Source organism: Bradyrhizobium sp. USDA 3311 (assembly GCF_054062495.1).
Genome location: NZ_JBSSFI010000001.1, coordinates 6,135,384 through 6,159,601 on the forward strand (window position 1 = coordinate 6,135,384; position 24,218 = coordinate 6,159,601).

A 24,218-nucleotide genomic window follows, 5' to 3' on the forward strand; every position below is an offset into this window, starting at 1 on the left:
AACCTATTCCGCCGGTGCGGGCAGCGGACGCGGCCCTGTTCGCCGCCGCAGGCGGTCGATCAGCAGGTAGATCACGGGCGTGGTGTAGAGCGTCAGGATCTGCGAGACGAACAGGCCGCCGATGATGGTGATGCCGAGCGGACGGCGGAGCTCGGTGCCGGGCCCGGTCGCAACGACCAGCGGAATGCCGGCGAACAGCGCCGCCATCGTCGTCATCAGGATGGGGCGAAACCGGGCCTGGCAGGCCTCGAAGATCGCCTCCGCCGAGGACAGGCCGCGCTGGCGCTCGGCGTCGAGCGCGAAGTCCACCATCATGATGCCGTTCTTCTTGACGATGCCGATCAAGAGGATGATGCCGACGAAGGCGATCACCGTCAGCGGCGTGTTGGTGATCTGCAGGGCCAGCAGCGCGCCGAGGCCGGCCGAGGGCAGCGTCGAGATGATCGTGAGCGGATGGGCGAGGCTCTCATAGAGCACCCCGAGCACGATATACATCGCCACGAGCGCGCCGAGGATCAGCAGCGGCTGGCGGCCGCTGGTCCTGGCGAAATCGCCGGCATTGCCGTCGAAGCTGCCGCGGATGCCTTCCGGCATATGCAGCTCCTCGACCGCGCGCTGGATGTTCTGCGTCGCGGCCTGGAGCGGCACGTCGGGCAACAGGTTGAACGACACCGTGGTCGAAGGGAACGACTGCGAATGATAGACCGCGAGCGCGGCAAGGCCGCGCGTCGCGCGCACCACGGCCGACAGAGGCACCTGCACGTCGCCGGCGCCGGCGACATAGATGCGATCGAGGTTGGAGGGATCGACCTGGAATTTCGGGTCGATCTCCAGCACGGTCATGTACTGGTTGCGCTGGGTGTAGATGATCGAGATCTGCCGCTGCGAGAACGCGTTGTTCAGCGCGTTGTCGATGTCCTGAACCTTGACGCCGAGCGCCGAGGCCTTCTGGCGGTCGATGCTGAGCGTCAGCTGAAGCCCGCCGGGATCGCGATCGCTGGAAATGTCGGTGATGCCTTCGACGCTCTCCATGCGCTTGGCGACGATCGGCGCCCATTTCTGCAACAGGTCGAGATCGGTCGAGGAGAGCGTGTACTGGTAGTCAGAATCGCTCTGCCGTCCGCCGGCGCGCACGTCCTGGGCGGCGAACATGAAGAGGCGGATGCCGGGCACCGGGAACAGCGCGCGCCTGAGACGGTCGATCACGACCTGTGTCGAGACGTGGTCGCGCTCCTCCGGCGGCTTCAGGCTGATGAACATGGTGCCGCGGTTCGAGGTTGCCGCCCCCGGGCCCCCGCCTCCGCTGCCGACGGTCGAGCCGATGCCGGCCACGGCCGGATCCTGCATCACGATGTCGGCGAGCCGCTGCTGGAGGCCGAGCATCGACTGGAACGAGATGTCGGCCGAGGCGCGCGTCGCGCCGATGACGAAGCCGGAATCGTCGGTCGGGAAATAACCCTTGGGGACCTTGATGTAGAGCGTCACCGTGAGACCGATGGTGGCGAAGAACACCAGCAGCGTCAGCAGCGGGAATTCCAGCACGGTGCGCAGGGTGCGGGTGTAGAAGGCGACGATGCGCGACAGCGAGCCCTCGATCAGGCGATCGAACAGCGTCGCCGTGCCGGAGGTGGTCTGCCGGATGTAATGGGCGCAGATCATCGGCGTCACGGTCAGCGACACCAGCGTCGAGACCAGGATCGCGAAGGTGAGCGTCAGCGAGAATTCGCGCAGCAGGCGGCCGACGATGCCGTCCATGAAGATCAGCGGGGTGAAGGCGGCGATCAGCGACAGGCTGATCGACACGACGGTGAATCCGATCTGCTTGGCCCCCTCCAGCGCCGCCTCGAACGGCCGCATGCCGTGCTCGAGATTGCGGAACATGTTCTCGATCATGACGATGGCGTCGTCGACCACGAAGCCGACGGAGATGGCGAGCGCCATCAGAGACAGATTGTCGATCGAGAAGCCCGCGACCCACATCCCGGCGCAGGTGCCGGCCAGCGCCAGCGGCACCGAGATGCCGGCCGCGATCGTCGGCGTCATCCGCCGCAGGAACACGAACACGACGAGCATCACGAGGATGGCGGTTGCCAGCAGGGTCCACTGCATGTCGAGGACGCTGGCGCGGATCGTGCTGGTGCGATCGACCAGGGTGGAAATGTCCACGCCGGCCGGAATCCATTGCTTCAGCTCGGGGATCAGCGCCTTCACGCGGTCGACGGTGTCGATGACGTTGGCATCGCCCTGCTTGGTGATCTGGATCAGCACCGCCGGCTGCTTGTTGAACCAGGCGATCGAGCGGGCGTTGCGGACGGAGTCCTCGATTTCGGCGACGTCGGAAAGCCGGACGAAATTGCCGTTGGAGCTCTTGATGACGATGTCGCGGAACTCTTTCGCGGTGCGCATCTGCTTGTTCAGCGACAGCGTCTCGCTCTGGCGCTCGCCGTTGAAGATGCCGACGGGACCAAGTGGATTGGCGTTGACGATTGCGGTCCGCACGTCGTCGGTGGCGATGCCGGCGTTCGAGAGCGCGACGGGGTTGAGCTGCACCCGCACGGCCGGCTGGTCGGCGCCGCTGACCGTGACGTCGCCGACACCCGGCACCTGCGAGATGCGCTGCGCCAGCACCGTATCGGCGACGTCGTAGATCGCGCTCGCCGACAGTGTCTTCGAGGTCAGTGCCAGCACAAAGACGGGCGCGCCGGCCGTGTTCGCTTTCCGGAAGCGCGGCAGGGTCGGCAGATCGCTCGGCAGGTCCACCAACGAGGCGTTGATCGCGGCCTGCACGTCGCGCGCGGCCTTGTCGATGTTGCGGCCGATGTCGAACTGGAGCTGGATGTTGGTGACGCCGAGCGACGACGTCGAGGTGATCTGGTTGATGCCCGATATCTCACCTAACCGCCGCTCCAGCGGCGAGGCCACAGTCGCCGCCATCACGGAAGGGTCGGCGCCGGGCCGGCTGGCCGAGACGAAGATGGCGGGGAAGTCGACGTTCGGGACCGAGGCGACGGGCAGGAACTCGTAGGCGACGACACCCAGCAGGAACAACCCGATCGACAGCAGCGTGGTCGCGACCGGGCGGCGGATGAAGGGCTCCGAGATCGATGCCATCACTGCATCCCCTCGGTCGCGCCCGCGACCGGCGGGCCGCCGGATTCGGCCGGCGGCAGCGCCTGCTCGAGGCGGCGGTTGATGCGGTCGAGCGCCAGGTAGATCACGGGCGTGGTGTACAGCGTCAGGAGCTGGCTCAGCAGCAGGCCGCCGATGATGGAGATGCCGAGCGGAAAGCGCAGCTCGGCGCCGGTGCCGCTCTCGATCGCCAGCGGCAGCGCGCCGAACAGCGCCGCCAGCGTCGTCATCATGATCGGGCGGAAGCGCAGGAGACACGCCTGCACGATCGCCTCGTTCGGCGACATGCCCTGCCCGCGCTCGGCCTCGAGCGCGAAGTCGATCATCATGATCGCGTTCTTCTTGACGATGCCCATCAGCAGGATGATGCCGATCAGACCGATCACCGAGAGATCCTGTCCGCACAGGACCAGCGCCAGGATCGCGCCGACGCCGGCCGAGGGCAGCGTCGACAGGATGGTGATCGGGTGGATGTAGCTCTCGTAGAGCACGCCGAGCACGATGTAGATCGTGATGACGGCGGCGAGCAGCAGCCAGGGCTGGCCGGCGAGCGCCTTGGCGAATTCGGCGGCATCGCCGGCATAGACCCCGACGATGCTGTTGGGCATTTCGATGCGGGTCTCGATCGTCTTCACCGCTTCGACGGCATCGCCGAGGGCTGCGCCCGGCGCGAGGTTGAAGCTGAGCGAGATCGCCGGGAATTGCGCCTGGTGCGAGATCGCCAGCGGCGCCGTGGTGCGCTTCAGCGTCGCCACCGCCGACAGCGGCACCTGGGCGTTGGGCGCGCCGACGATGGCGCTCGCGGCGCCCGGCAAATAGAGCTTCGACAGGATCGAGGGATCGCGCTGGTACATCGGCAACGCCTCCAGCACGACGCGGTACTGGTTGGCCTGGCCGTAGATGGTCGATATCTGCCGCTGCGCGAAGGCGTCGTTCAGCGTGTCGGTGATGCCTTGCAGGCTCACGCCGAGCTGGCCCGCCCGCGTTCGATCCACATCGAGCTGCGCCCGCAGGCCGCCCTCCTGCGCCTCCGAGGAAACGTCGCGGAACAAGGGATCGCGCCGCATCTCCGCAACCAGCTTGCGCGCCCATTCCGACACCAGCGCCGCATCGGTGCCGGTCAGCGTGTACTGGTATTGCGAGCGGCTCGACTGGGTCGAGATCTGCACGTCCTGCACCGGCTGGAAATAGACGGTCATGCCGGGGATGCCCGACACCCTCTGCTTCAGCCGGGTCACGACCACGCTGACGTCGTCACGCCGCTCGCCGCGCGGTTTCAAGGTCATGACGAGACGGCCGACATTGGTGGTCGGATTGACCGAGCCGGCGCCGATCACCGAGACGACGCCGACCACGTCGGGGTCTGCCTTGATGGCGTCGGCGGCCTCGGCCTGCCGCTTCTGCATCTCCGCGAACGAGACGTCGGGTCCGGCCTCCGTCACCGCCGTGATCGAGGCGGTGTCCTGAAGCGGCAGGAAGCCCTTTGGCGCCACGACGTAGAGGACGAGGGTTGCGATCAGCGTGGCGAAGGTCACGACCAGCGTGGCGCGCTGGCGCTCCAGAACCCAGAGCAGCGTGCGGTGATAGAACTCGACGGTGCGGTCGATGAAGCGGCTGATGGCAGCAAGGCCCGGCACCGCCAGCTCCTCATGGGCATGCCGAAGCAGGCGCGAGCACATCATCGGCGTGAGCGTCAGCGAGACCACGGCCGAGGTCACGACTGCGATCGTCAGCGTCAGCGCGAATTCGCGGAACATCCGCCCGACGAGGCCCGACATGAACAGAAGCGGGATGAACACCGCGATCAGCGACACCGTCAGCGAGATCACCGTGAAGCCGATTTCGCTGGCGCCCTTCAGCGAGGCCTCCATCGGCCCGTCGCCGTTCTCCATGTGGCGGACGATGTTCTCGATCATCACGATGGCGTCGTCGACGACGAATCCGGTGCCGATGGTGAGCGCCATCAGCGACAGATTGTCGAGGCTGAAGCCGGCAAAATACATGATGCCGAAGCTCGTGATCAGCGACAGCGGCAACGCCACGCCCGCGATCAGCGTGGCCCTGAGCGAGCGCAGGAACAGCAGCACCACCAGCGTCACCAGCACGACGCTGAGGATCAGCGTGAACTGCACGTCGCGCACCGAGGCGCGGATGGTGACGGTGCGGTCGGAGACGATGGTGAGGTTCACGCCGGCCGGAATGGCGCGCTGGACCTTCGGGATTTCGGCGCGGATCTGGCTGACGACGTCGATGACGTTGGCGCCGGGTTGGCGCTGGATGTCGATGATGACGGCCGGCGTGCCCTGGTACCAGCCGCCGGTGCGGTCGTTCTCCAGGCCATCGACGATCTGCGCGACGTCGGCGATCGTGACCGGCGAGCCGTTGCGATAAGCGATGATGACAGGCTTGTAGGCCTCGGCGGCGGCGATCTGGTCGTTGGCGGCGATGATGTAGGATTGCTGCGCGCCGTCGAGCGAGCCCTTCGGACCCGAGACGTTGGCATTGGCGATCGCGGTGCGCAGATCCTCCATGGCGATGCCATAGGCCGCCAGCCGCGCCAGATCCGCCTGGATGCGCACGGCCGGCTTCAGCCCGCCGAGCACGGAGACGCGCCCGACGCCGGAGATCTGGCTCAGCCGTTGCGCCAGAAGCGTATCGGCGATGTCGCTCATCGCCCGCAGCGAGATCGTGTCCGAACGCAGCGCCAGCGTCATGACTGGCGCATCCGCCGGGTTCACCTTGGCGTAGGTCGGCGGATAAGGCAGCGTCTTGGGCAGCACGCCGGCCGCCGCGTTGATCGCGGCCTGGACGTCCTGGGTCGCGCCGTCGATGTCGCGGTTGAGGTCGAACTGGAGCGATATCTGGCTGACGCCGAACGAGCTCGTCGAGTTCATCGCCGACAGCGACGGGATCTGGCCGAGTTGCCGCTCCAGCGGCGCGGTAATCAGCGAGGCGATCACGTCGGGGCTGGCACCCGGCAGCTGCGTCGTCACCTGCACGGTCGGGAAGTCGACCTGCGGCAGCGCCGAGACCGGGAGCGAGAAATAGCCCAGCAGCCCGCCGATCAGGAGCGCGATGCCGAGCAGCGAGGTCGCGATGGGACGGCGGATGAAGGGTTCGGAGACACCCATGGGATGCGCCTGCCGCTCAGGCGGCTGTTGTCGGGATCATGGCTGCTTGGCTCCACTTCCCGTTGCCCCGGGTCCCGGTGCCGGCCCGGTCTGTCCCTTCTGGTCGCCTTCGCTGCTGCTCCGCTTGGCGCGGGGCTCGCCGTCCTTTTGGCCGTCCTTGGCGCCATCCTTTTTCTGAGCGTCCGGCCCGCGCGAGCGCTTGCGCGGCGCGAGGTCGGCCGACGGCGTCTGGTCGTCGCGTCCGACGACGACCTTTGAGCCATCGGACAGATTGGCAAAGCCTGTCGTCACGACGCGGTCGTTCGCCGACAGGCCGCTGGCGATGACGGCGTCATGCTCGTTCTGCTGGGTCACCGTCACGGGCTTGGCCGAGACGACGTTGTCTTCGCCGATGACATAGCTGAAGGTGCCGATCGGACCGCGCTGGACCGCCGACGTCGGGACGACCAGCGCCTGCATCAAGGTCTCGACCTTGAGGCGGACATTGACGAACTGGCCCGGCCAGAGCTGGTAATTGGCGTTGGGGAACTCAGCCTTGAGCCTGAGCGTGCCGGTGGTCTGGTCGACCTGGTTGTCGATGCCGGTCAGCTTGCCGGTGTCGATCACGGTGACGCCGTCGTTGCCGAACACGTCGACCGCGAGCGCGCCCTTGGCGGCGGCCGCATTGACTCGCATGATCTGCTGCTGCGGCAGGCTGAACCACACCGCGATCGGCTGCAATTGCGTGATGACGACGAGGCCGGTGGTGTCGGCGGCGTGGATGATGTTGCCCTGGTCGACCTGGCGCAGGCCGGCGCGCCCCGAGATCGGCGCAACGATCTTGGTATAGCTCAGCGTCGCCGCCGCATTGTCGATCGCGGCCTGGTCGGCCTTCACCAGCGCCTCGGTCTGGGCGACCAGCGCGCGCTGCGTATCGGCCTGTTGCTTGGAGCCGGCGTTGGAGGCGGCGAGCTGCTCATAGCGGGTGAGGTCAATGCGCTGGTTGGCGAGCTGGGCCTGGTCCTGCGCCTTCTTGGCGACCGCCTGATCGTACGTCGCCTGATAGAGCGCTGGATCGATCTCGCCGACCACGTCGCCCTTCTTGACGTCCTGGCCTTCGGTGAAATTGACCGCGATCAGCTTGCCGTCGACCTGCGAGCGCACGGTGACGGTGTTGAGCGCGCGGATCGCGCCGACGCCGTCGAGATAGACCGGGACGTCCTGGATGCGGGGCGTTGCCGCCAGCACCGGCACCGGCAGATCGGGGCGCTGGTTGCGGCCGTTCGCCTGCTGCGGCTGCTGATGCCACACGGTCCAGCCGAGATAGCCGAGGCCGCCGAGGATCGCGAGCGTGACCAGAGTCAGGATGAAGCCGCCGCGCGACGATTTCCTCACCGTCCCCGCCTTCGCGTCATCCTTCTTATCCGGCTTAAAGAGCATTGACCGGTTTCTCCATCCTCGGTTCCCAGCCGCCGCCGAGCGCCTGATACAGGCTGACGATGGCGAGAAGCCGTGCGAGTTGGGCCTGCGACAGCGCGTCTTCCGCCTGGAACAGGGTCAGCTGGGTGTTGAGCACGGTCACGATATCGGCGGTGCCGGCGCGCAATTGCTGCTCCGACAGATCGAACGCGCGCCGCGAGGCGGTGACGACATCGCGCTGCAATTGCAGCTTGATCGTAGTCTGCTTGATCGAGAACAGCGCATTGTCGACGTCGGCGAAGGCCTGGACGATGGTCTTGCGGTAGGTCTGGAGCAGTTCGTCCTGCCGCGCCTTGGCAAATTCGAAATTGCCGAGGATCTTGCCGCCGTCGAAGATTGGCTGGGTGGCACTGCCGACCAGCTGGAAGAAGGCCGCATGCGGCTGGAACAGCGACACCAGCGCCGAGCTCTGATAGCCGCCATTGCCGGTGAGCTGGATGGTCGGAAAGAACTGCGCGCGGGCATTGCCGATGTTCGCGGTCGCCGAGGCGAGCTGCGCCTCCTGCCGGCGGATGTCCGGCCGCTGCGTCAGCAGCTCCGACGGCAGGCTAGGCGTCACGCGCGGGATCGCGATCCGGTCCAGGGAGCCGCCGAGCACGCGCACGCTCTCGGGCGGGCGCGAGACCAGCACGGCGAGCGCGTTGACGTTCTGGTCGAGCGTCTGGCGCAGCGGCGGCACCAGCGCCTTCTGGTTGGCGACCACGCTCTCCTGCTGGGCAACGTCGAGATCGGTGCCGGTGCCGGCCTTGCGACGCTCCTTGACGGCATCGAGGATGCGTTGCGCGCTCGCGATGTTGCGCTGGGAGGTCCTGAGGCGATCCTGCGAGGTCAGCACCTGGAAATAGGCGTTGGCGACACTCGCCAGCGTCGTGAGCGCGACGACGTCACGATCGAAACGGTTGGCGTTCGCTGTCTCCTCCGCGGTCTGGAGTGCGTCGCGATTCTGGCCCCAGAAATCGAGCTGGTAGCTCGCGCTCAGCGAAGCCGAATAATTGACGACCTCGCGGCCGCCGTTGGTGAGACCCGAGGACGACGAGCCCGAGGTGCGTGAATAGGTTTCCGATCCGCCGGTCGACACGCTCGGCAGCAGCGCAGCGCCCGCCTGCCGCGCCTGGGCGTCCGCCTGGACGATGCGCGAGACGGCGGCCGCGATGTCGAGGTTGACGGTCTGCGCCTCCTCCATCAGCTGCGTCAGCTCGGCGGAACGGAAGCCGCGCCACCAATCCAGCGACGGCGGCGTATCCCCCTTCCCGGCGTATTTGTACTGCGCGGGAACATCGAGCGCGGGATCCGGAAGATCCTGCGTCAGCACGCAACCGCCCGAACCGGCGGCGAGGCACAGCACCGCAAGCCAGCGCGCCGCACGACGCGTCCGGGACGCAGAACCCAGAGACCGCCGCATGACGGTCGCCAGAACATGCTGTGTCACTTCCACCCCCCGCCGGGCAGACCGAGCCGCCACCGCGCAGCCGGATTAACCGATTCGCGGCCGGACAGTCGGGGGGCTTCGTGTAGCTCGATCACAACGGTGATGCTTTCAGCGGAACTTTGAGCTTTATACTAGCCGGGCGCGGAACAGCGGGACAGTCCCGCAGGTGCGAGATGGCGACCCGGATGCGCGGATATCCGCGCCATGAAAGTGCAAGATATGGCTGTCTTGCAAAGACTTCTCGTATTTTTCCGCCATCGCGAAGCGGATTCAAGCTTACCAAGATTTCATGTGATATTGGCGCCACACCCACACGGATCCGTTTGATCCGGCGGAGCATTGGTCGGCAACAAGCTTTATGCGGCTTTGGCTCCACCTCAAACCGCGGCGGGCCATCGTCACGAAGCCGGCAGTGATCGATAAGGAATATGCAGCTGTTGTGCAGATGTGTCGTCCGCCATCTCGCTCCGGCGGAGATTGGGCGCCAAGGTTGATCGCGACGACCATTATCTTCCATGCCCTGACAGTTGTCGGACAAATCATTCCACCGAAATCCGGCGCCGCAGCTCAGGATCGCCCGCGCTCATCTTCCCCCGAAATATGGTTGCCCGGAGGAGCACTTCCACCCGTTTCGCCGCAGCGCAAAAGCCTTCCCCTTTGGCCTCCCAGGCACTAGGTTCTGGCCAACCTGATCAACCCCTTGCCAGTGATTTCCCCCTGACATGACCATTCGAAACGACGTTGTCGAAGCCATTGGCAACACCCCGCTGATCAAGCTCAAGCGCGCCTCGGAGGCGACCGGCTGCACCATTCTGGGCAAGGCCGAGTTCATGAATCCGGGCCAGTCGGTGAAGGACCGCGCCGGCAAGTGGATGATCCTGGAGGCCGAGAAGCGCGGCGAGCTCAAGCCCGGCGGCCTCGTGGTGGAAGCAACCGCCGGCAATACCGGCATCGGGCTCGCTGTCGTGGCGAGTGCCCGCGGCTACCGCACGCTGATCGTGATCCCGGAGACGCAGAGCCAGGAGAAGAAGGACTTTCTCAAGCTGTGCGGCGCCGAGCTGATCGAGGTGCCGGCGCTTCCTTACGCCAATCCCAACAACTACCAGCATGTCGGCCGCCGGCTCGCCGACGAGCTGCGCAAGACCGAGCCTAACGGCGTGCTGTTCGCCGACCAGTGGAACAATCTCGACAATGCGAAAGCGCATTACGAGTCCACGGGGCCGGAGATCTGGGAGCAGACCGGCGGCAAGGTCGACGGGTTCGTCTGCTCGGTCGGCAGCGGCGGCACGCTCGCCGGCGTCAGCCGCCTTCTGAAGGAAAAGAACAAGAACGTCCGGATCGCCTGCGCCGACCCGCACGGTGCCGGGATGTTCGAGTATTTCAGGACCGGCGAAGCCAAGGCGACGCCGGGCGGTTCGATCACCGAAGGTATCGGCCTCAACCGGGCGACCGCGATCGTCGAGAGCGCGAAGGTCGATGACGCCTATCTCATTCCCGACACTGACGCCGTCACGGAGATCTACGACCTGCTCCAGCACGAGGGCCTGTGCCTCGGCGGCTCGACCGGCATCAACATCGCCGGCGCGATACGCCTCGCCAAGCAGCTCGGCCCCGGCAAGACCATCGTCACCGTGCTCTGCGATTCCGGCAGCCGCTATCAGTCAAAACTGTTCAATGCGGACTTCATGCGCGCCAAGAACCTTCCGGTGCCGGAATGGCTGGAGAAGCGCAGCAACATCAAGCCGCCCTTCGTTTGATCGCCGCGGTTCGGCCCGTTCACGCCACCTCGCCGCGCTCCGAAGCCACGGCACAATAGTCGCGCCAGAACTGGCGATAACCCGCTTCGACCTCGCGCGTGTAGATCTCGACATTGCCGGCGGGCGAGGCCGCGATCTGAGCCGGCAAATCCGCGCGCAACTTCGCCAGATGAGCGGGCTGCGCCGCAAATTTGCACGCGATCGCGGCATAGCCCGCGTCGTCATCGGCAACCCAGTCGGCAAGACCGACGGCCGCCACGATGGAGGCACCGGCGCGCGAGGAGGCACCTTTACCGAGCTTGGCGACGACCGGAACGCCCGCATAGAGGGATTCCCAGGTGCTGACGCCGCCATTTTGCGGGAACGTGTCGAGCGAAATATCGACATTGGCAAAGGCCCGCAGATGCTCGGCGCGCGGGCTCGAGCCCAGGCAAGTGATGTTTGCTTCGGCGACGCCATGCGCCACGAACCGCGCGATCAGGCGGTCGCGCACCAAGGGATCGTCAAGCATAGTATGCTTGATGATGATTTTCGACCCGGTCACCTCACGCATGACGCGCGACCAAACGCGGATCGCCTCATCCGAAATCTTGTAAATCCGGTTGAACACGCCGAAGGTCACGTAGCCATTGCGGAGCATCGGAAGCTCCGAGGGCGGCACATCCAGGATCGGATCGATCGTGATCAGGCAGGGCAGATCATGGACCTTCTCGGCCAACAGATGGCGGGCCGATTGCGGAATGAAGACCGGATCCGCGAGCACATAGTCCATGGTCCGAAGGCCGGTGCCGGTCGCGTGTCCGAATCCAGAGACCTGGATGGGGGCCGGCTTCCGCGCAAAGACAGGGAGCCTGTTGCCGGTCGTGTGTCCAGACACGTCGATCAGGATATCGACCTTGTCGGCCTCGATGCGATCGGCCAATTGATCGTCCGAGAGCCGCCCGGCCTCGACCCAGACGTCCGCCAGCGACTCGAATTTGGCGGTCACTTCATCTCGTACCGGTGAGCACGAATAGCAGACGATTTCGAATTTGCTATGATCGTGATGAGCGAGCACTGGCAACAGCGTGAACCCTGCCGAGTGGAACCAGAACTCGGCAGCGACATAGCCGATCACGATCCTCCTGTCGGGATCGAACTGCCGGGGCGCGAGCTTCCTTTGCGCCAATTTGACGCCGATTGCGTCCCACCACTGCGTTCGGGCGGCCTGCTGAACAGCGAAATCGGCGTCGGAGAGATAGTCCAGGAAAAAGATCTTCCGCCCGATCAGGCTGGCATCCGTCACAATGGCCAGCGCGGCATCCAGCAATTCGATCGCCGGCGCGATCTCTCCCTGGTTTGCAAAACAAGCACTCATCAGCGCCATCGCGCTCGCGGAGCGCGGATTTTCCTCCAGCAACGTGGTGCAGGCCAGGATCGCCTGCGCCGTATTTCCCACGGCGAGCGAGACTTGCGCCTTCCCCTGCAAGGCCACCTCGAGCTTGGGCGAAATCGCAAGGGCTGCGTCAAAATCCGCAGCCGCCTGTTCCAACCTCGACATCTCAAAATTGAGCCGTCCGCGGTTCGCCAGGATCTTCGCCGAACCTGGCCTGATCGCGAGCGCCGCCTCGAGCGCGCCCTTTGCCTCGTCGAAGTTCTTGAGCTCGATATTGACCAAACCTTTGCCGACGAGCGCCTCCACGTTTCGCGGCTGAAACAGCAGCGCCCGCTCGAAACTTTGCCTGGCGCGATCAAGCTGGCGCAGCGCAAGCTCGGCCAGGCCACGGTTGCAGAACGCGTCGGCATAGTCAGGCTTTAGCCTGATCGCGCGATCGTACATCTCGATCGCCTGCTCGGGCAGGTTCATGTTGAGCAAGGTATTGCCGAGGCCGGTCAGGGCCGGCGTGAAATTCGGCTTCAGCGCGATCGCCTTCTCCTGACAGGCGCGAGCGGCCTCGAATTTCTGAAGAACGACGTACACGGCCGCGAGATTGTTGTGGGCCTCGTGCGAACGCGGATCGATCGCGATCGCGCGCTCGAGCAGCTGTTGCGCCTCTTCCAGGCGCCCGCCCTGTTGCACAGACAGGCCGAGCAGGTGCGTGGCGTCGAAATGATCCGGAACGGCTTGCACGATCTGGCGACAGAGCGCCTCGGTCTCCGCATACCTGCCCTGGCCATAGGCGCTTGCCGCGGCAGAGATGACGGCGTCCGCCTGCTTTTTCAATTTCTTCTGCAATCGCGCATTCTGGAATGCGCGCGCGCCGGCGCTGCTCTGCAAGGTGTCTCTCCGGAAGATGGCCCGCGGCGAGTCTAACTGATTCGCGCGGCGGGCCGGCCGGTCGGCGGGACCGGAAATCCTTCCGGGCTATTCCGGGGCTCGCTGCAGGATCCGGCTCAGGAACCGCTAGGTGCGTCTGTCCCGCTTACCGCAGCGTCGCCGCTCTCCGAGGCGGCGGCACAATAGTCTCGCCAGAACTGGCGGTAACCCGCTTCGAGCTCACGCGTGTAGATCTCGACATTGCCGGCGGGCGAGGCTGCGATCTGAGCCGGCAATCCCGCGCGCAACTTCGCCAGATAATCGGGCTGCGATGCAAACTTGCGGGCGATCTCGACATAGCCATCGTCATCCTCGGCGACCCAGTCGCCGAGACCGACGGCGGCCACGATTGAGGCGCCGGCACGCGAAGAGGCTCCAATGCCGAGCTTGGCGACGACGGGAACGCCCTTGTAGAGGGATTCCCAGGTGCTGATGCCGCCATTCTGTGGGAACGTGTCGAGCGAAATATCGATCTTGTCAAAGGCCATCAGGTGGTCGTTGCGCGAGGTGGTGCCGAGGCACGTGATATTCTCCTCGGCAATGCCCTGCGCCACGAAACGCGCGATCAGGCTATCGCGCAGCAGGGGATCATCGAGCAGACCGTGCTTGAGGACGATCTTGGATCCCGGAACCTCGCGCATGATCCGCGACCACACACGGATCGCATCATCCGATATCTTGTAGATGCGGTTGAACACGCCGAAGGTGACGTAGCCGTTGCGGAGCATCGGCAACTCGGACGGCTGCAGATCCGAGACGGGCTCCATCGTGATCAGGCACGGCAGATCGTGGATCTTTTCGGGAAACAGATGCCGGACCGACGGCGGAATGAAAACGGGATCCGCGAGCACATAGTCCATGGTCTGCATGCCCGTGCCCGTCGCGTGTCCGAACCCAGTGGCCTGGATGGGGGCAGGCTTTCGCGCGAAAACCTGCAACCTGTTACCGGTCGTATGGCCCGAAACGTCGATCAGGATGTCGACATTGTCAGCCTGAATGCGATCGGCGAGTTCGTCGTCCGAAAGGTCCCAGGCGTCGACCCAGACGTCCGCCAGCGACTTGAACATGGCGGTGTACTCGTCCGCTCCCGGCCAGGAATAATAGCAGATGATCTTGAAGTTGGCGTGATCATGATGGCGCAGCACCGGTAGCAAGGTGAGGCCCGCCGAGTGTTGCCGGAATTCGGCAGCGACATAGCCGACCACAATCTGCTTGTCCGGATCGAGCGGCCGCTTCGGCAGCGTCCGCCGCGGCAGCTTGGAGCCGATCAAGTCCCACCAATCTCGTCGTACCGCCTGCTGGAGCGCGAAATCGGCCTCGGCGCGGTAGTCCTGCAAGAAGATCTTGCCCCTGATCGCATCTCCATAGTCCGGACGGATCGCCAGCGCGCGATCGAGATATTCGATCGCGGCGTCCATCTCTCCCTGATTTGAATGAGAGAATCCCATCAGCGCCAAGCCGACCTCGGAGCGCGGATTTTGCTCGATCAAGGCCGTTGCGGCCGCCATCGCCTGCGCGGTCTTCCCCATCACGAGGCAGGCCTGTGCCTTGCCCCGGAGGGCCAGTTCGAGCTTGGGCGAAATGGCAAGCGCGGCCTCGAAATCCGCAAGCGCCGGCTCCAGGCGCTGCAACTCGTAACTGAGCCGCCCTCGCTGGGCCAGAATCCTCGGCGAGCCGGGCTTGATCGCGAGCGCCGTGGCAAGCTTGGCTGCCGCCTCCTCGTGGTGCCGGAGCTCCATGCAGACCATGCTGCTGCCGACGATTGCCTCGGCGTGACGCGGCTGAAACAGCAAGGCGCGATCGAAACTTTCCTTGGCGCGCGTGATCTGTCCAAGCACTATCTCGACCATTCCGCGATTGCAGAACGCATCGGCGTAGTCCGGCTTGATCTTGATTGCGCGCTCGTGCAGTTCGAGCGCCTGTTCGTACTGCCCCAGATGCATCAGCGTATTGCCGAGGTTGGTCAGCGCGACCACGAAATTCGGCTTCAGCGCGATGGCCCTCTCCTGACACCGCCGCGCCTCCTCGAAATTACCGAGGTCGAAGTGCACGGTCGCCAGGTTGTTATGGGCGTCATGCAGGCGCGGATCGAGCGCAATCACGCGCTCGAGCAGCTCCCGGGCCTCCTCCAGGCGGCGGCCGTCATGCGCACACATCCCGAGCAGGTGCAAGGCGTCGACATGATCCGGAAGCGCTTTCAGGATCTCACGGCATAGCGCCTCTGTCTCGGCAAATTTGCCTTGGCCATAGGCGGCGGCCGCGGCGGAGATGATGGCATCCGCCTGCTTCATCAACTTCTTCTGCAATCGCGCGTTCTGGAATGCGCGCGCGCCGCCGCTGTTCTGCAAGGTTACTCTCCGGAGGATGGCCGTACCGAGAGTCTAACTGATTCGCGGCCGAGGCCGCCCGATCGGCTGGACCGGCAACACCCCGGGATCTTCCGGTGCCCCGCGCGGGATCTGGCTCGGGACCAGCCTCGGGCATGCACCATCCAAAGCTGATGTCGATCATCTCAGGCCTCGGACGTCGCGGTCCGGCGCGGCGGACGTGCCTACGCAACGTCGCATGTTTCCGAGGCCTCGGCACAATAGTCGCGCCAGAACTGGCGATATCCCGCCTCGACCTCACGCGTGTAGATCTCGACGTTGCCGGCGGGTGAATTGGCGATCTGCGCCGGCAGATCCGCGCGCAGCTTCGCCAGATGGGCAGGCTGCGCGGCAAATTTGCACGCGATCGCGGCATAGCCCTCGTCGTCATCGGCAACCCAGTCGCCGAGACCGACGGCCGCCACGATGGAGCCGCCGGCGCGCGACGAGGAGCCGTTGCCGAGCTTGGCGACAACCGGGACGCCCGCATAGAGGGATTCCCAGGTGCTGATGCCACCGTTTTGCGGGAAGGTGTCGAGCGAAATGTCGACATTGGCAAAGGCCCGCAAATGCTCGCGGCGCGAGGTCGAGCCCATGCAGATGACGTTCTCCTCGGCGATGCCCTGTGCCACGAACCGCGCGATCAGACCGTCGCGCAGCATCGGATCGTCGAGCAGCCCGTTCTTGATGATGATCTTCGATCCCGCCACCTCACGCATCACCTTCGACCACACCCGGATGGCCTCGTCCGAGATCTTCAAGATGCGGTTGAACACACCGAAGGTCACATAGCCGTTGCGGAGCATGGGAAGCTCCGAAGGTGGCACGTCCAGGATGGGATCGATCGTGATCAGGCTCGGCAGGTCATAGACCTTTTCGGCCAGCAGGTGGCGCGCCGACTGCGGAATGAAGATCGGATCCGCGAGCACGTAGTCCATCGTCTGAAGGCCCGTGCCTGTTGCGTGCCCGAAGCCCGTGACCTGGATGGGGGCCGGCTTCCGCGAGAAAACATGGAGCCTGCTGCCGGTCGTATGTCCGGACACATCGATCAGAATATCGATCCCGTCGGCCTGGATACGATCGGCCAGTTCATCGTCCGAAAACTGCGCGGCCTCGACCCAGACGTCTGCGCAAGCCTTGAACTTCTCGGTCATCCCATCCTGCAACGGCCAGCAGGAATAGCAGACGATCTTGAACTTGGCGTGATCGTGATGGCGCATCACCGGCAACAGGGTGTACGCCGCCGAATGCTGCCTGAATTCGGACGCGACATATCCGATCACGATCCGTCTGTCCGGATCGAGATCGCGCGGCGACAGGGCCCTTTGCGGAAGCTTGGCGCCGATCTGATCCCACCAATATTTTCGTGCCGCCTGCTGGACCACGAAATCGGCCTCCGGCAGGTAATCCAGCACGAAAATCTTGTATCCGATGGCCTCCGGAAAGTCCGGCGCGATCGCCAGCGCCGCATCAAGATATTCGAGCGCCGTCGCGATGTCTCCCTGGTTCGCATAGCAAGAGGCCAGGAGCGACATGCCCGCCTCGGATTGCGGATTGACCTCGAGCAGGGTCTTGACGCCCGCCATCGCCCCCGCCGTGTTCCTCACCATAATGTCGACCTGCGCCCTCCAGCACAGCGCGAGCTCGTTCCGTGGTGATTGCGCCAGCGCTGCATCGAAATCCGCGGCCGCCTGCTCCAGCCGGTACAGGGTCAAATGGAGCCGTCCGCGCTGCACCAGAATCCGCGGTGAGCCCGGCTTGAGCGCGAGCGAAGCTTCGAAGGCGGCCTCCGCCGCCTCGAAGTGCCGGAGCTCGAGGCTCACCATAGCCTTGCCGGCGATCGCTTCGGCGTGACGCGGCTGAAACGACAGGGCGCGATCGAAGTCCACCCCGGCACGCTCAAACTGGCCGATCATCAGTTCCGCCATCCCGCGGTTGCAAAATGCATCGGCATAGTTCGGCTTCAGCCTGATGGCGCGCTCGTGCAGTTCGATCGCCTCCTTGGCGAGGCCGAGGTGCAGCAGCGTATTGCCGAGATTGGTCAGGGTGATCGGACAATTCGGCTTCAGCGCAATGGCCTTCTCCTGGCATGCGCGGGCATCCTTGAACCTCTCGAGCGCGAAATACACGGCCCCGAGATTGCCATGGGCATCGGGCGAACGCGGATCGAGTCCAACCGCGCGCTCAAGCAGGAATTGCGCGTCCTCGAGCCACCCGCCGTCGAACGCGCGCAGGCCGAGCAGGTGCGTGGCGTGGAAGTGATCCGGAACCTCCTTCAGGATCTCGCGGCAAAGGATCTCGACTTCGTCAAATCTACCCTGCCCGAGCGCCTCGATCGCGAAGGACATGACGGCGTCCGCCTGCTTCCTCAGCTTCTTTTCCAAACGCGCATTCTGGTATGCGCGCGCGCCGACTCTGCTCTGCAAGGTCTCTCTCCGGAGGATGGTCCGAAAAGAGGCAAGCTGATTCGCATGGTGCGAAGCTGGTGGGTCGGTTGGAGCAGCGAGGCCGCCGGATTTTCAGGCGCTCACCGCAGAATCTGGCTCAGGAACAGTTTTGTGCGGGCGTGCTGGGGGGCGGCAAAGAACTCGTTCGGGGTATTGGCCTCGATGATCTGGCCGGCGTCCATGAACACGACGCGGTTGGCGACCTCGCGGGCAAATCCCATCTCGTGGGTCACGACCAGCATGGTCATGCCCTCCCCGGCGAGGTCGACCATGGTGTCGAGGACCTCCTTGACCATCTCGGGGTCGAGCGCCGAGGTCGGCTCGTCGAACAGCATCACCTTCGGGTTCATCGTCAGCGCGCGCGCGATCGCGACCCGCTGCTGCTGGCCACCGGACATCTGGCCCGGAAACTTGTTGGCCTGGTGCGGGATCTTGACCCGCTCCAGGAATTTCATCGCGGTTGCCTCGGCATCCCTCTTGGGGATGTTGCGGACCCAGATCGGCGCCAGCGTGCAATTGTCCAGAACCGTCAGATGCGGGAACAGGTTAAAGCTCTGGAACACCATGCCGACCTCGCGGCGCACCGCGTCGACATGCTTGAGGTTCGGCCCGAGCGCGATGCCGTCGACGACGATCTCGCCCTCCTGGAATTCCTCCAGTGCGTTGATGCAGCGGATCAGCGTGGACTTGCCGGAGCCCGAGGGCCCGCAGATCACGATGCGCTCGCCCTTCTTCACCTCGAGGTCGATGTCGCGCAGGACGTGAAATTCGCCGTACCATTTGTTCAGGCCGGAAATCTTGACGATGGGGTCGGACATGGTGGCCTCGATCAGTTGCGGCGGTGGGCGTTGAGGCGGTGCTCGACGAACAGCGAGTAGCGTGACATTCCGAAGCAGAACAGAAAATAGATGATCCCCGCGAACGCGAAACCCGTGAACGCCGTGGACGGCGTCGACCATTTCGGATCCGAGAACGAGGCCCTGAGCGAGCCCAGGAGGTCGAACAGCGCCACGATCGAGACCAGCGAAGTGTCCTTGAACAGCGAGATGAAGCTGTTGACGAGGTTCGGAATGACGTGGCGCAGCGCCTGCGGCAGCACGATCAGCGAGGTCGTCTTCCACCAGGACAGCCCGAGGGCGGCCGCGGCCTCGCCCTGCCCGCGCGGGATAGCAGCAAGCCCGCCGCGAACGTTCTCGGCCTGATAGGCGCCCGTGAACAGCGCGATGCCGATCAGTGCACGCACCAGACCGTCGACCGTGAAATTGCCGGGCAGGAACAGAGGCAGCATGTAGGTCGCGAAGAACAGCACGGTGATCAGCGGCACGCCGCGCCAGAACTCGATGAAGGCGATCGAGAAGATCCGGATCAGCGGAATGGTGGAGCGGCGGCCCAGCGCCAGCGCGATGCCGATCGGCAGCGAGGTGACGATGCCGGTGACGGACACCACCAGCGTCACCAGCAGGCCGCCCCACAGGCTCGTCTCCACGACCGGCAGCCCGCCATGATCGAGCTCCATCAGCTTGATCACGATGGCGATGGCGACGAAGGTGGCAATGCTCGATGCGAGTGCACGCCAGCCGGCGCGCACACCACCGCCGAGAAGGAAGGCGATCAGGGAGACGATCACCGCGGTGATGGCGAAATCGACCCAGACCGACTGGCCCGTTCCCTGGAGCTGATTGCGCAGCCAGGTCAGCGGAAAGATCAGCCAGTAGATCGCCGTGCCGACAAGCACGACGAGGTTGCCAACGACCCACAGCAATGGGGCGATGGCCGACGTCTTGCTGAGATTGAGCAGGGCCTGCCCTGCCCCGATGATGCTGTCGTCGAACAATTGCAGGAGGCCGGCCGTCCAACTCAGGCCAAAGCCGGTGATGCCGCCGCCGCGCAGCAGGAAGAATGCGACCACCGGAAAGGCGAAGAAGAACAGGCCGGCGTTCAGCCCTTTCGACGGCAGGCGCGGAACGAGCAGCGGCACCAGCAGGACCGCCGCCAGGATGAGCGTGAGGTTGACCCGCCAGCGCTCGGCCTCGGGATAGAAGCCGTAGATCAGTTGCGGCAGCTTGGCCTGGATGTAGGGCCAGCAGGCGCCGACCGCAAATCCGGCATTCTCGGCCAGGCAGGCCGTGCGATCCTTGCCGGCCCAGACCGCATCGACCATCAGGAACCTGACCGAGGGAATGATGGTGAACCAGAGCAGCAGGGCGCCCACGATCGTGAGCAGAATGTTGGTAGGCGAGTTGAACAGGCGCGTGCGCATCAGGCCGACGAAGCCCGTGGTCTTCACCGGCGCGGGACGCTCGGTGAGCAGGTCCTGGCGAACGAAGCTGGAAGAGGTGATGTCGGTCATGCGCCCAGACTCCGGCTGACGCGCCAACCGTAGACGCTCATGACGGCGCTGGTGACGAGCGAGATCAAGAGATAGACGCCCATCGTCATGGCGATGATCTCGATCGCCTGTCCAGTCTGGCTCAGCGAGGTGCCGGCGAACACCGACACCAGGTCGGGATAGCCGATGGCGACCGCCAGCGAGGAGTTCTTGGTGAGGTTGAGATACTGGTTGGTCAGCGGCGGCACGATGACGCGCATCGCCTGCGGCACGACGATCAGCCGGAGCGTGGTGCCGCGGCTCAAGCCCAGCGAGGACCCCGCCTCCATCTGTCCCTTGTGCACGGACAGGATTCCGGCGCGCACGATCTCGGCGATGAAGGCGGCGGTATATGTCGACAAGGCGACCGTCAGCGCCACGAACTCCGGGATGATCCGCGACCCGCCGGCAAAATTGAAGCCCTTGAGCTGCGGCAGCTCGAAGGTGAAGGGCAGACCGAACACCAGCATCGTGACCAGCGGCAGCCCGAACAGCAGGCCCAGCACATAGGGCCAGATGCGGATCACCTGCCCGCGCTGGAACAGCGCGCGCCGCGCATGGAAGCGCAACGCCAGCGATGCGACGATGCCGAGGACCAGCATCGCCAGGAACGGCTCGAACCCGCTCTCGCCGATCGGACGGGGAATGACGAGGCCCCGATTGCTGACGAAGGCGATGCCGAGCAGCGAAATGCTCTGCCGGGGATTTGGCAGCGCCGCGAGCACCGCCAGGTACCAGAACAGGATCTGGAACAGCAGCGGCAGGTTGCGGATGATCTCGACGTAGAGCTCGCCGATGCGCGACAGCAGCCAGTTGGGCGACAGCCGGCACAGCGCGACGATAAATCCGATCACGGTGGCGAAAAAGATGCCGACCACCGAGACCACGAGCGTGTTCAGAAGCCCGACGATGAACACGCGCAGGAACGTGTCCGAGCCGGTGTAGGAGATCAGGGTCTGGTTGACGTCGAAGCCGGCATTGTTCCTGAGGAAGCCGAAGCCGGCGGCAATGTGCTGGTTTTCGAGGTTGGCGCGGGCGTTGGAGACGATCTCATAACCGATCCAGCCCAGGATCGCCGCGAAGGCAAACTGGACGGCGACGCCGTTCCAGCCTGCCTTGCCGCCCAGAATGCGCCTGATCTTCAGCGCGATCTGGGCCGGCGGTTTTCGAGCCTCGGTGCTCATCGCCGCGTGCCGCTCAAGCGGGATCAGCGGATCGGCGGCGCGTACTGGAGACCGCCCTTGTTCCAGAGATTGTTGAGGCCGCGATTGATGGCGAGCGGCGAGCCCGCGCCGACGTTGCGATCAAACACCTCGCCGTAATTGCCGGTGGCCTTCACGATCCGCACCACCCAGTCTTTCGTCAGGCCGAGCTGTTCGCCGAAATTGCCGTCGCTGCCGAGCACGCGCTTCAGCTCAGGGCTTTCCAGTTTCGCCTTCTCGTCGACGTTCTTCGAGGTCACCCCGAGCTCCTCGGTGGTGACGAGGGCAAACAGCGTCCATTTCACGATGTCGAACCACTGGTCGTCGCCGTGGCGCACCATCGGGCCGAGCGGCTCCTTCGAGATGATTTCGGGCAGCACCATGTGGTCATTGGGATTGGCGAGCTTGAGGCGGTTGGCATAGAGGCCCGACTGGTCGGTGGTGAACACGTCGCAGCGGCCGGCCTCATAGGCCTTGACCGTCTCGTCGTTGGTGCCGAACGCGATCACCTCGTACTTCATGTTGTTGGCCTTGAAGTAGTCGGCCAGATTCTGCTCGGTGGTGGTGCCGGTCTGCACGCAGACCGAGGCGCTGTTGAGCTCGAGGGCGGAATTCACCTTGAGCGACTTCTTCACCATGAAGCCCTGCCCGTCATAATAGGTCACGCCGGTGAAGTTGGCGCCCAGCGAGGTGTCGCGCGAAATGGTCCAGGTGGTGTTGCGCGAGAGCACGTCGATTTCGCCGGATTGCAGCGCCGTGAAACGGTCCTTGGCCGAGGTCGGCACGAACTTGACCTTGGTCGGGTCATTGAAGATGGCCGCCGCGATCGCACGGCAGACGTCGACGTCGAGCCCGGTCCAGTTGCCCTTGTCATCGGGCGCGGAGAAGCCCGGCAGGCCCTGGCTGACGCCGCAGGACAGCGTGCCCCGGTCCTTGACGGTCTTGAGCGTTTGCGCATCGGCGGCTTGGGCAGTCAGGCCGGCGGCGAGAGCAAGAGTGAGAGCCAGGGTTACGCGTTTCATGGGGGGAAGGCCTTTCAAGGGTCGTCTCAAGGTCAGGAATGTTGTCTCAGGATCGTCTCTGCCAGGGTGAGCCTTGCAAGAGTCATGCTGGAAAACCTTGCCGAACACTCGCCGATCTCGGGAGGCCATACCTTAATCCCCGCCGCAGGCGCCCGCCATTATGGCTGTAGCGCAAGGTCCGGTCAGACGATGGATCGAAGGTCGCGGCAGGCCCCTCAACATGCGGCGACTGAATAGCACCTACGCATCACAGAACGACTGGCGAGCCGGGTCAAGGGGTTGACGGGACTCTTCTGTGTTCTGTTATTAACGACAGCGGCCTTTCGGCCGGCCAGCGGGGCGCATCGCGCCCGGCGGAAACGCAGTTTTGAAAGCAGGCGCATGGATTCCTCGCACCCCTCCCAGCAGCAGGCCGAGACCCGGCTGGTCACCTCCGGCCGCGACACCAAGGCGCAGAAGGGGTTTGTCAATCCGCCGGTGTTCCACGGCTCGACCGTGCTCTATCCGACCGCCGAGGACCTGCATGCCCATCGCGGCGAGTTCACCTATGGCCGCCACGGCACCCCGACGACCAGGGCGTTCCAGGACACGCTGATGGCGCTGGAGGGGCCGCAATGCGCCGGCGTCGGCATCGTGCCATCCGGGCTGTCGGCGATCTCCACCACCCTGCTCTCGGTGCTGAAGACCGGCGACCACATTCTGGTCTGCGACAATGTCTATCGGCCTTCGCGCAATTTCTGCAACGGCATGCTCGCCCGCTACGGCGTCGAGACCACCTATTTCGATCCGCTGATCGGCGCCGGCATCGACAAGCTGTTCAAGCCCAACACGCGTGCGGTGCTGGTGGAGGCGCCGGGCTCGCAATCGTTCGAGATGCCCGACATCCGCGCCATCGCCGAGGTCGCGCATGCGCGCGATGCGCTCGTCATCGACGACAACACCTGGGCCACCCCGCTCTATCATCGCTCGCTCGAGCAGGGCGTCGACATCAGCATGCAGGCGGCGACCAAATATATCGGCGGCCATTCCGACATCATGTTCGGCACCATCTCGGCCAACGCAAAAGCCTGGCCGCAGATCGCCGAGGGCATCCGCCTGCTCGGCGTCTGCGCCGGCCCCGACGACGTCTTCCTGGCGCTGCGCGGCCTGCGCACGCTATCGGTGCGATTGGCGCAGCATCATCGTTCCGGCCTCGACATGGCGCGCTGGCTCGCAAGCCGTCCCGAGGTCGCGCGCGTGCTGCATCCCGGGCTCGAGACCGATCCGGGCCATGCGATCTGGAAGCGCGACTTCACCGGCGCCTCGGGCCTGTTCAGCATCGTGCTGAAGCCGGCCCCGCAGAAGGCCGTCGACACCATGCTCAACACGCTCAAGCTGTTCGGCATGGGCTTCTCCTGGGGCGGCTTCGAAAGTCTTGCGATTCCCTTCGACTGCGACGGCTATCGCACCGCGACCAAGTGGGCGCCGGGCGGCCCTACCCTGCGTCTGCATATCGGGCTCGAAAGCACCGACGACCTCAAAGCGGATCTCGATCGCGGCTTCGCTGCCCTCAAGGCAGCAATGTGAGCCTGCTCAAAAGGCATCGCGCCTGCGGACGCGCCAACGCGCGCCGC

13 protein-coding genes are annotated in these 24,218 nt (G+C 64.8%); 2 read left to right on the top strand and 11 right to left on the bottom strand.

The window, feature by feature from the left end; translation table 11 throughout:
* Positions 1-3: 3 nt before the first annotated feature.
* The 4 genes from ACVWW6_RS29460 to ACVWW6_RS29475 are packed head-to-tail and all read right to left on the bottom strand — an operon-like array spanning position 4 to position 9,120.
* Complete coding sequence (locus tag ACVWW6_RS29460) at positions 4-3,111, bottom strand: efflux RND transporter permease subunit (protein WP_161534978.1); 3,108 nt, start codon at positions 3,109-3,111, stop codon at positions 4-6.
* Positions 3,111-6,260: an efflux RND transporter permease subunit gene (locus tag ACVWW6_RS29465; protein ID WP_060912266.1), complete on the bottom strand. Its 3,150-nt coding sequence runs from the start codon at positions 6,258-6,260 to the stop codon at positions 3,111-3,113. Before ACVWW6_RS29465 ends, ACVWW6_RS29460 begins: the two co-directional genes overlap by 1 nt.
* Before the next feature lie 36 nt (positions 6,261-6,296).
* Positions 6,297-7,679, bottom strand: coding sequence for an efflux RND transporter periplasmic adaptor subunit (locus tag ACVWW6_RS29470; RefSeq protein ID WP_304553254.1), 1,383 nt, complete (start codon positions 7,677-7,679; stop codon positions 6,297-6,299).
* Positions 7,669-9,120: an efflux transporter outer membrane subunit gene (locus ACVWW6_RS29475; protein ID WP_456681821.1), complete on the bottom strand. Its 1,452-nt coding sequence runs from the start codon at positions 9,118-9,120 to the stop codon at positions 7,669-7,671. The genes ACVWW6_RS29470 and ACVWW6_RS29475 overlap by 11 nt, the downstream gene beginning before the upstream one ends.
* Positions 9,121-9,869: 749 nt before the next feature.
* Here ACVWW6_RS29475 and ACVWW6_RS29480 point away from each other — a divergent pair.
* Complete coding sequence (locus ACVWW6_RS29480; RefSeq protein WP_028174090.1) at positions 9,870-10,904, top strand: cysteine synthase A; 1,035 nt, start codon at positions 9,870-9,872, stop codon at positions 10,902-10,904.
* 19 nt (positions 10,905-10,923) lie between these two features.
* Here ACVWW6_RS29480 and ACVWW6_RS29485 read toward each other — a convergent pair whose 3' ends face one another.
* The 7 genes from ACVWW6_RS29485 to ACVWW6_RS29515 all read right to left on the bottom strand — a co-directional run bounded on the left by ACVWW6_RS29485 (position 10,924) and on the right by ACVWW6_RS29515 (position 22,605).
* The gene (locus tag ACVWW6_RS29485; protein WP_404522375.1) at positions 10,924-13,161 is read right to left on the bottom strand and encodes an O-linked N-acetylglucosamine transferase, SPINDLY family protein; all 2,238 of its coding nucleotides are present in this window, start codon (positions 13,159-13,161) and stop codon (positions 10,924-10,926) included.
* Between the two features lie 116 nt (positions 13,162-13,277).
* A complete protein-coding gene (locus ACVWW6_RS29490; protein WP_404522376.1) occupies positions 13,278-15,548 on the bottom strand; it encodes an O-linked N-acetylglucosamine transferase, SPINDLY family protein in 2,271 nt (756 codons plus the stop codon).
* Positions 15,549-15,751: 203 nt separating this feature from the next.
* Positions 15,752-17,992, bottom strand: coding sequence for an O-linked N-acetylglucosamine transferase family protein (locus ACVWW6_RS29495; RefSeq protein ID WP_456681822.1), 2,241 nt, complete (start codon positions 17,990-17,992; stop codon positions 15,752-15,754).
* Between the two features lie 101 nt (positions 17,993-18,093).
* The gene (locus tag ACVWW6_RS29500) at positions 18,094-18,831 is read right to left on the bottom strand and encodes an amino acid ABC transporter ATP-binding protein (protein WP_028174094.1); all 738 of its coding nucleotides are present in this window, start codon (positions 18,829-18,831) and stop codon (positions 18,094-18,096) included.
* Between the two features lie 11 nt (positions 18,832-18,842).
* Positions 18,843-20,363 (bottom strand): amino acid ABC transporter permease, encoded by a 1,521-nt coding sequence (locus tag ACVWW6_RS29505; protein WP_304553247.1) that lies wholly within the window; start codon positions 20,361-20,363, stop codon positions 18,843-18,845.
* Complete coding sequence (locus tag ACVWW6_RS29510; RefSeq protein ID WP_060912270.1) at positions 20,360-21,565, bottom strand: amino acid ABC transporter permease; 1,206 nt, start codon at positions 21,563-21,565, stop codon at positions 20,360-20,362. The genes ACVWW6_RS29505 and ACVWW6_RS29510 overlap by 4 nt, the downstream gene beginning before the upstream one ends.
* A 23-nt stretch (positions 21,566-21,588) precedes the next feature.
* Positions 21,589-22,605 carry an amino acid ABC transporter substrate-binding protein gene (locus tag ACVWW6_RS29515; protein WP_028174096.1) on the bottom strand — a complete coding sequence of 339 codons (1,017 nt, stop codon included), beginning with the start codon at positions 22,603-22,605 and terminating at the stop codon, positions 21,589-21,591.
* Between the two features lie 381 nt (positions 22,606-22,986).
* Here ACVWW6_RS29515 and metC point away from each other — a divergent pair, with 381 nt between their 5' ends.
* Complete coding sequence (gene metC, locus ACVWW6_RS29520) at positions 22,987-24,171, top strand: cystathionine beta-lyase (protein WP_028174097.1); 1,185 nt, start codon at positions 22,987-22,989, stop codon at positions 24,169-24,171.
* Positions 24,172-24,218: the final 47 nt, after the last annotated feature.

What these genes read in the sequence shown, in the direction of transcription:
- ACVWW6_RS29460 (WP_161534978.1), bottom strand. Translation starts at nt 3,111, where the DNA reads ATGGCATCGATCTCGGAGCCCTTCATCCGCCGCCCGGTCGCGACCACG.
- ACVWW6_RS29465 (WP_060912266.1), bottom strand. Translation starts at nt 6,260, where the DNA reads ATGGGTGTCTCCGAACCCTTCATCCGCCGTCCCATCGCGACCTCGCTG.
- ACVWW6_RS29470 (WP_304553254.1), bottom strand. Translation starts at nt 7,679, where the DNA reads ATGCTCTTTAAGCCGGATAAGAAGGATGACGCGAAGGCGGGGACGGTG.
- ACVWW6_RS29475 (WP_456681821.1), bottom strand. Translation starts at nt 9,120, where the DNA reads ATGCGGCGGTCTCTGGGTTCTGCGTCCCGGACGCGTCGTGCGGCGCGC.
- ACVWW6_RS29480 (WP_028174090.1), top strand. Translation starts at nt 9,870, where the DNA reads ATGACCATTCGAAACGACGTTGTCGAAGCCATTGGCAACACCCCGCTG.
- ACVWW6_RS29500 (WP_028174094.1), bottom strand. Translation starts at nt 18,831, where the DNA reads ATGTCCGACCCCATCGTCAAGATTTCCGGCCTGAACAAATGGTACGGC.
- ACVWW6_RS29505 (WP_304553247.1), bottom strand. Translation starts at nt 20,363, where the DNA reads ATGACCGACATCACCTCTTCCAGCTTCGTTCGCCAGGACCTGCTCACC.
- ACVWW6_RS29510 (WP_060912270.1), bottom strand. Translation starts at nt 21,565, where the DNA reads ATGAGCACCGAGGCTCGAAAACCGCCGGCCCAGATCGCGCTGAAGATC.
- ACVWW6_RS29515 (WP_028174096.1), bottom strand. Translation starts at nt 22,605, where the DNA reads ATGAAACGCGTAACCCTGGCTCTCACTCTTGCTCTCGCCGCCGGCCTG.
- metC (WP_028174097.1), top strand. Translation starts at nt 22,987, where the DNA reads ATGGATTCCTCGCACCCCTCCCAGCAGCAGGCCGAGACCCGGCTGGTC.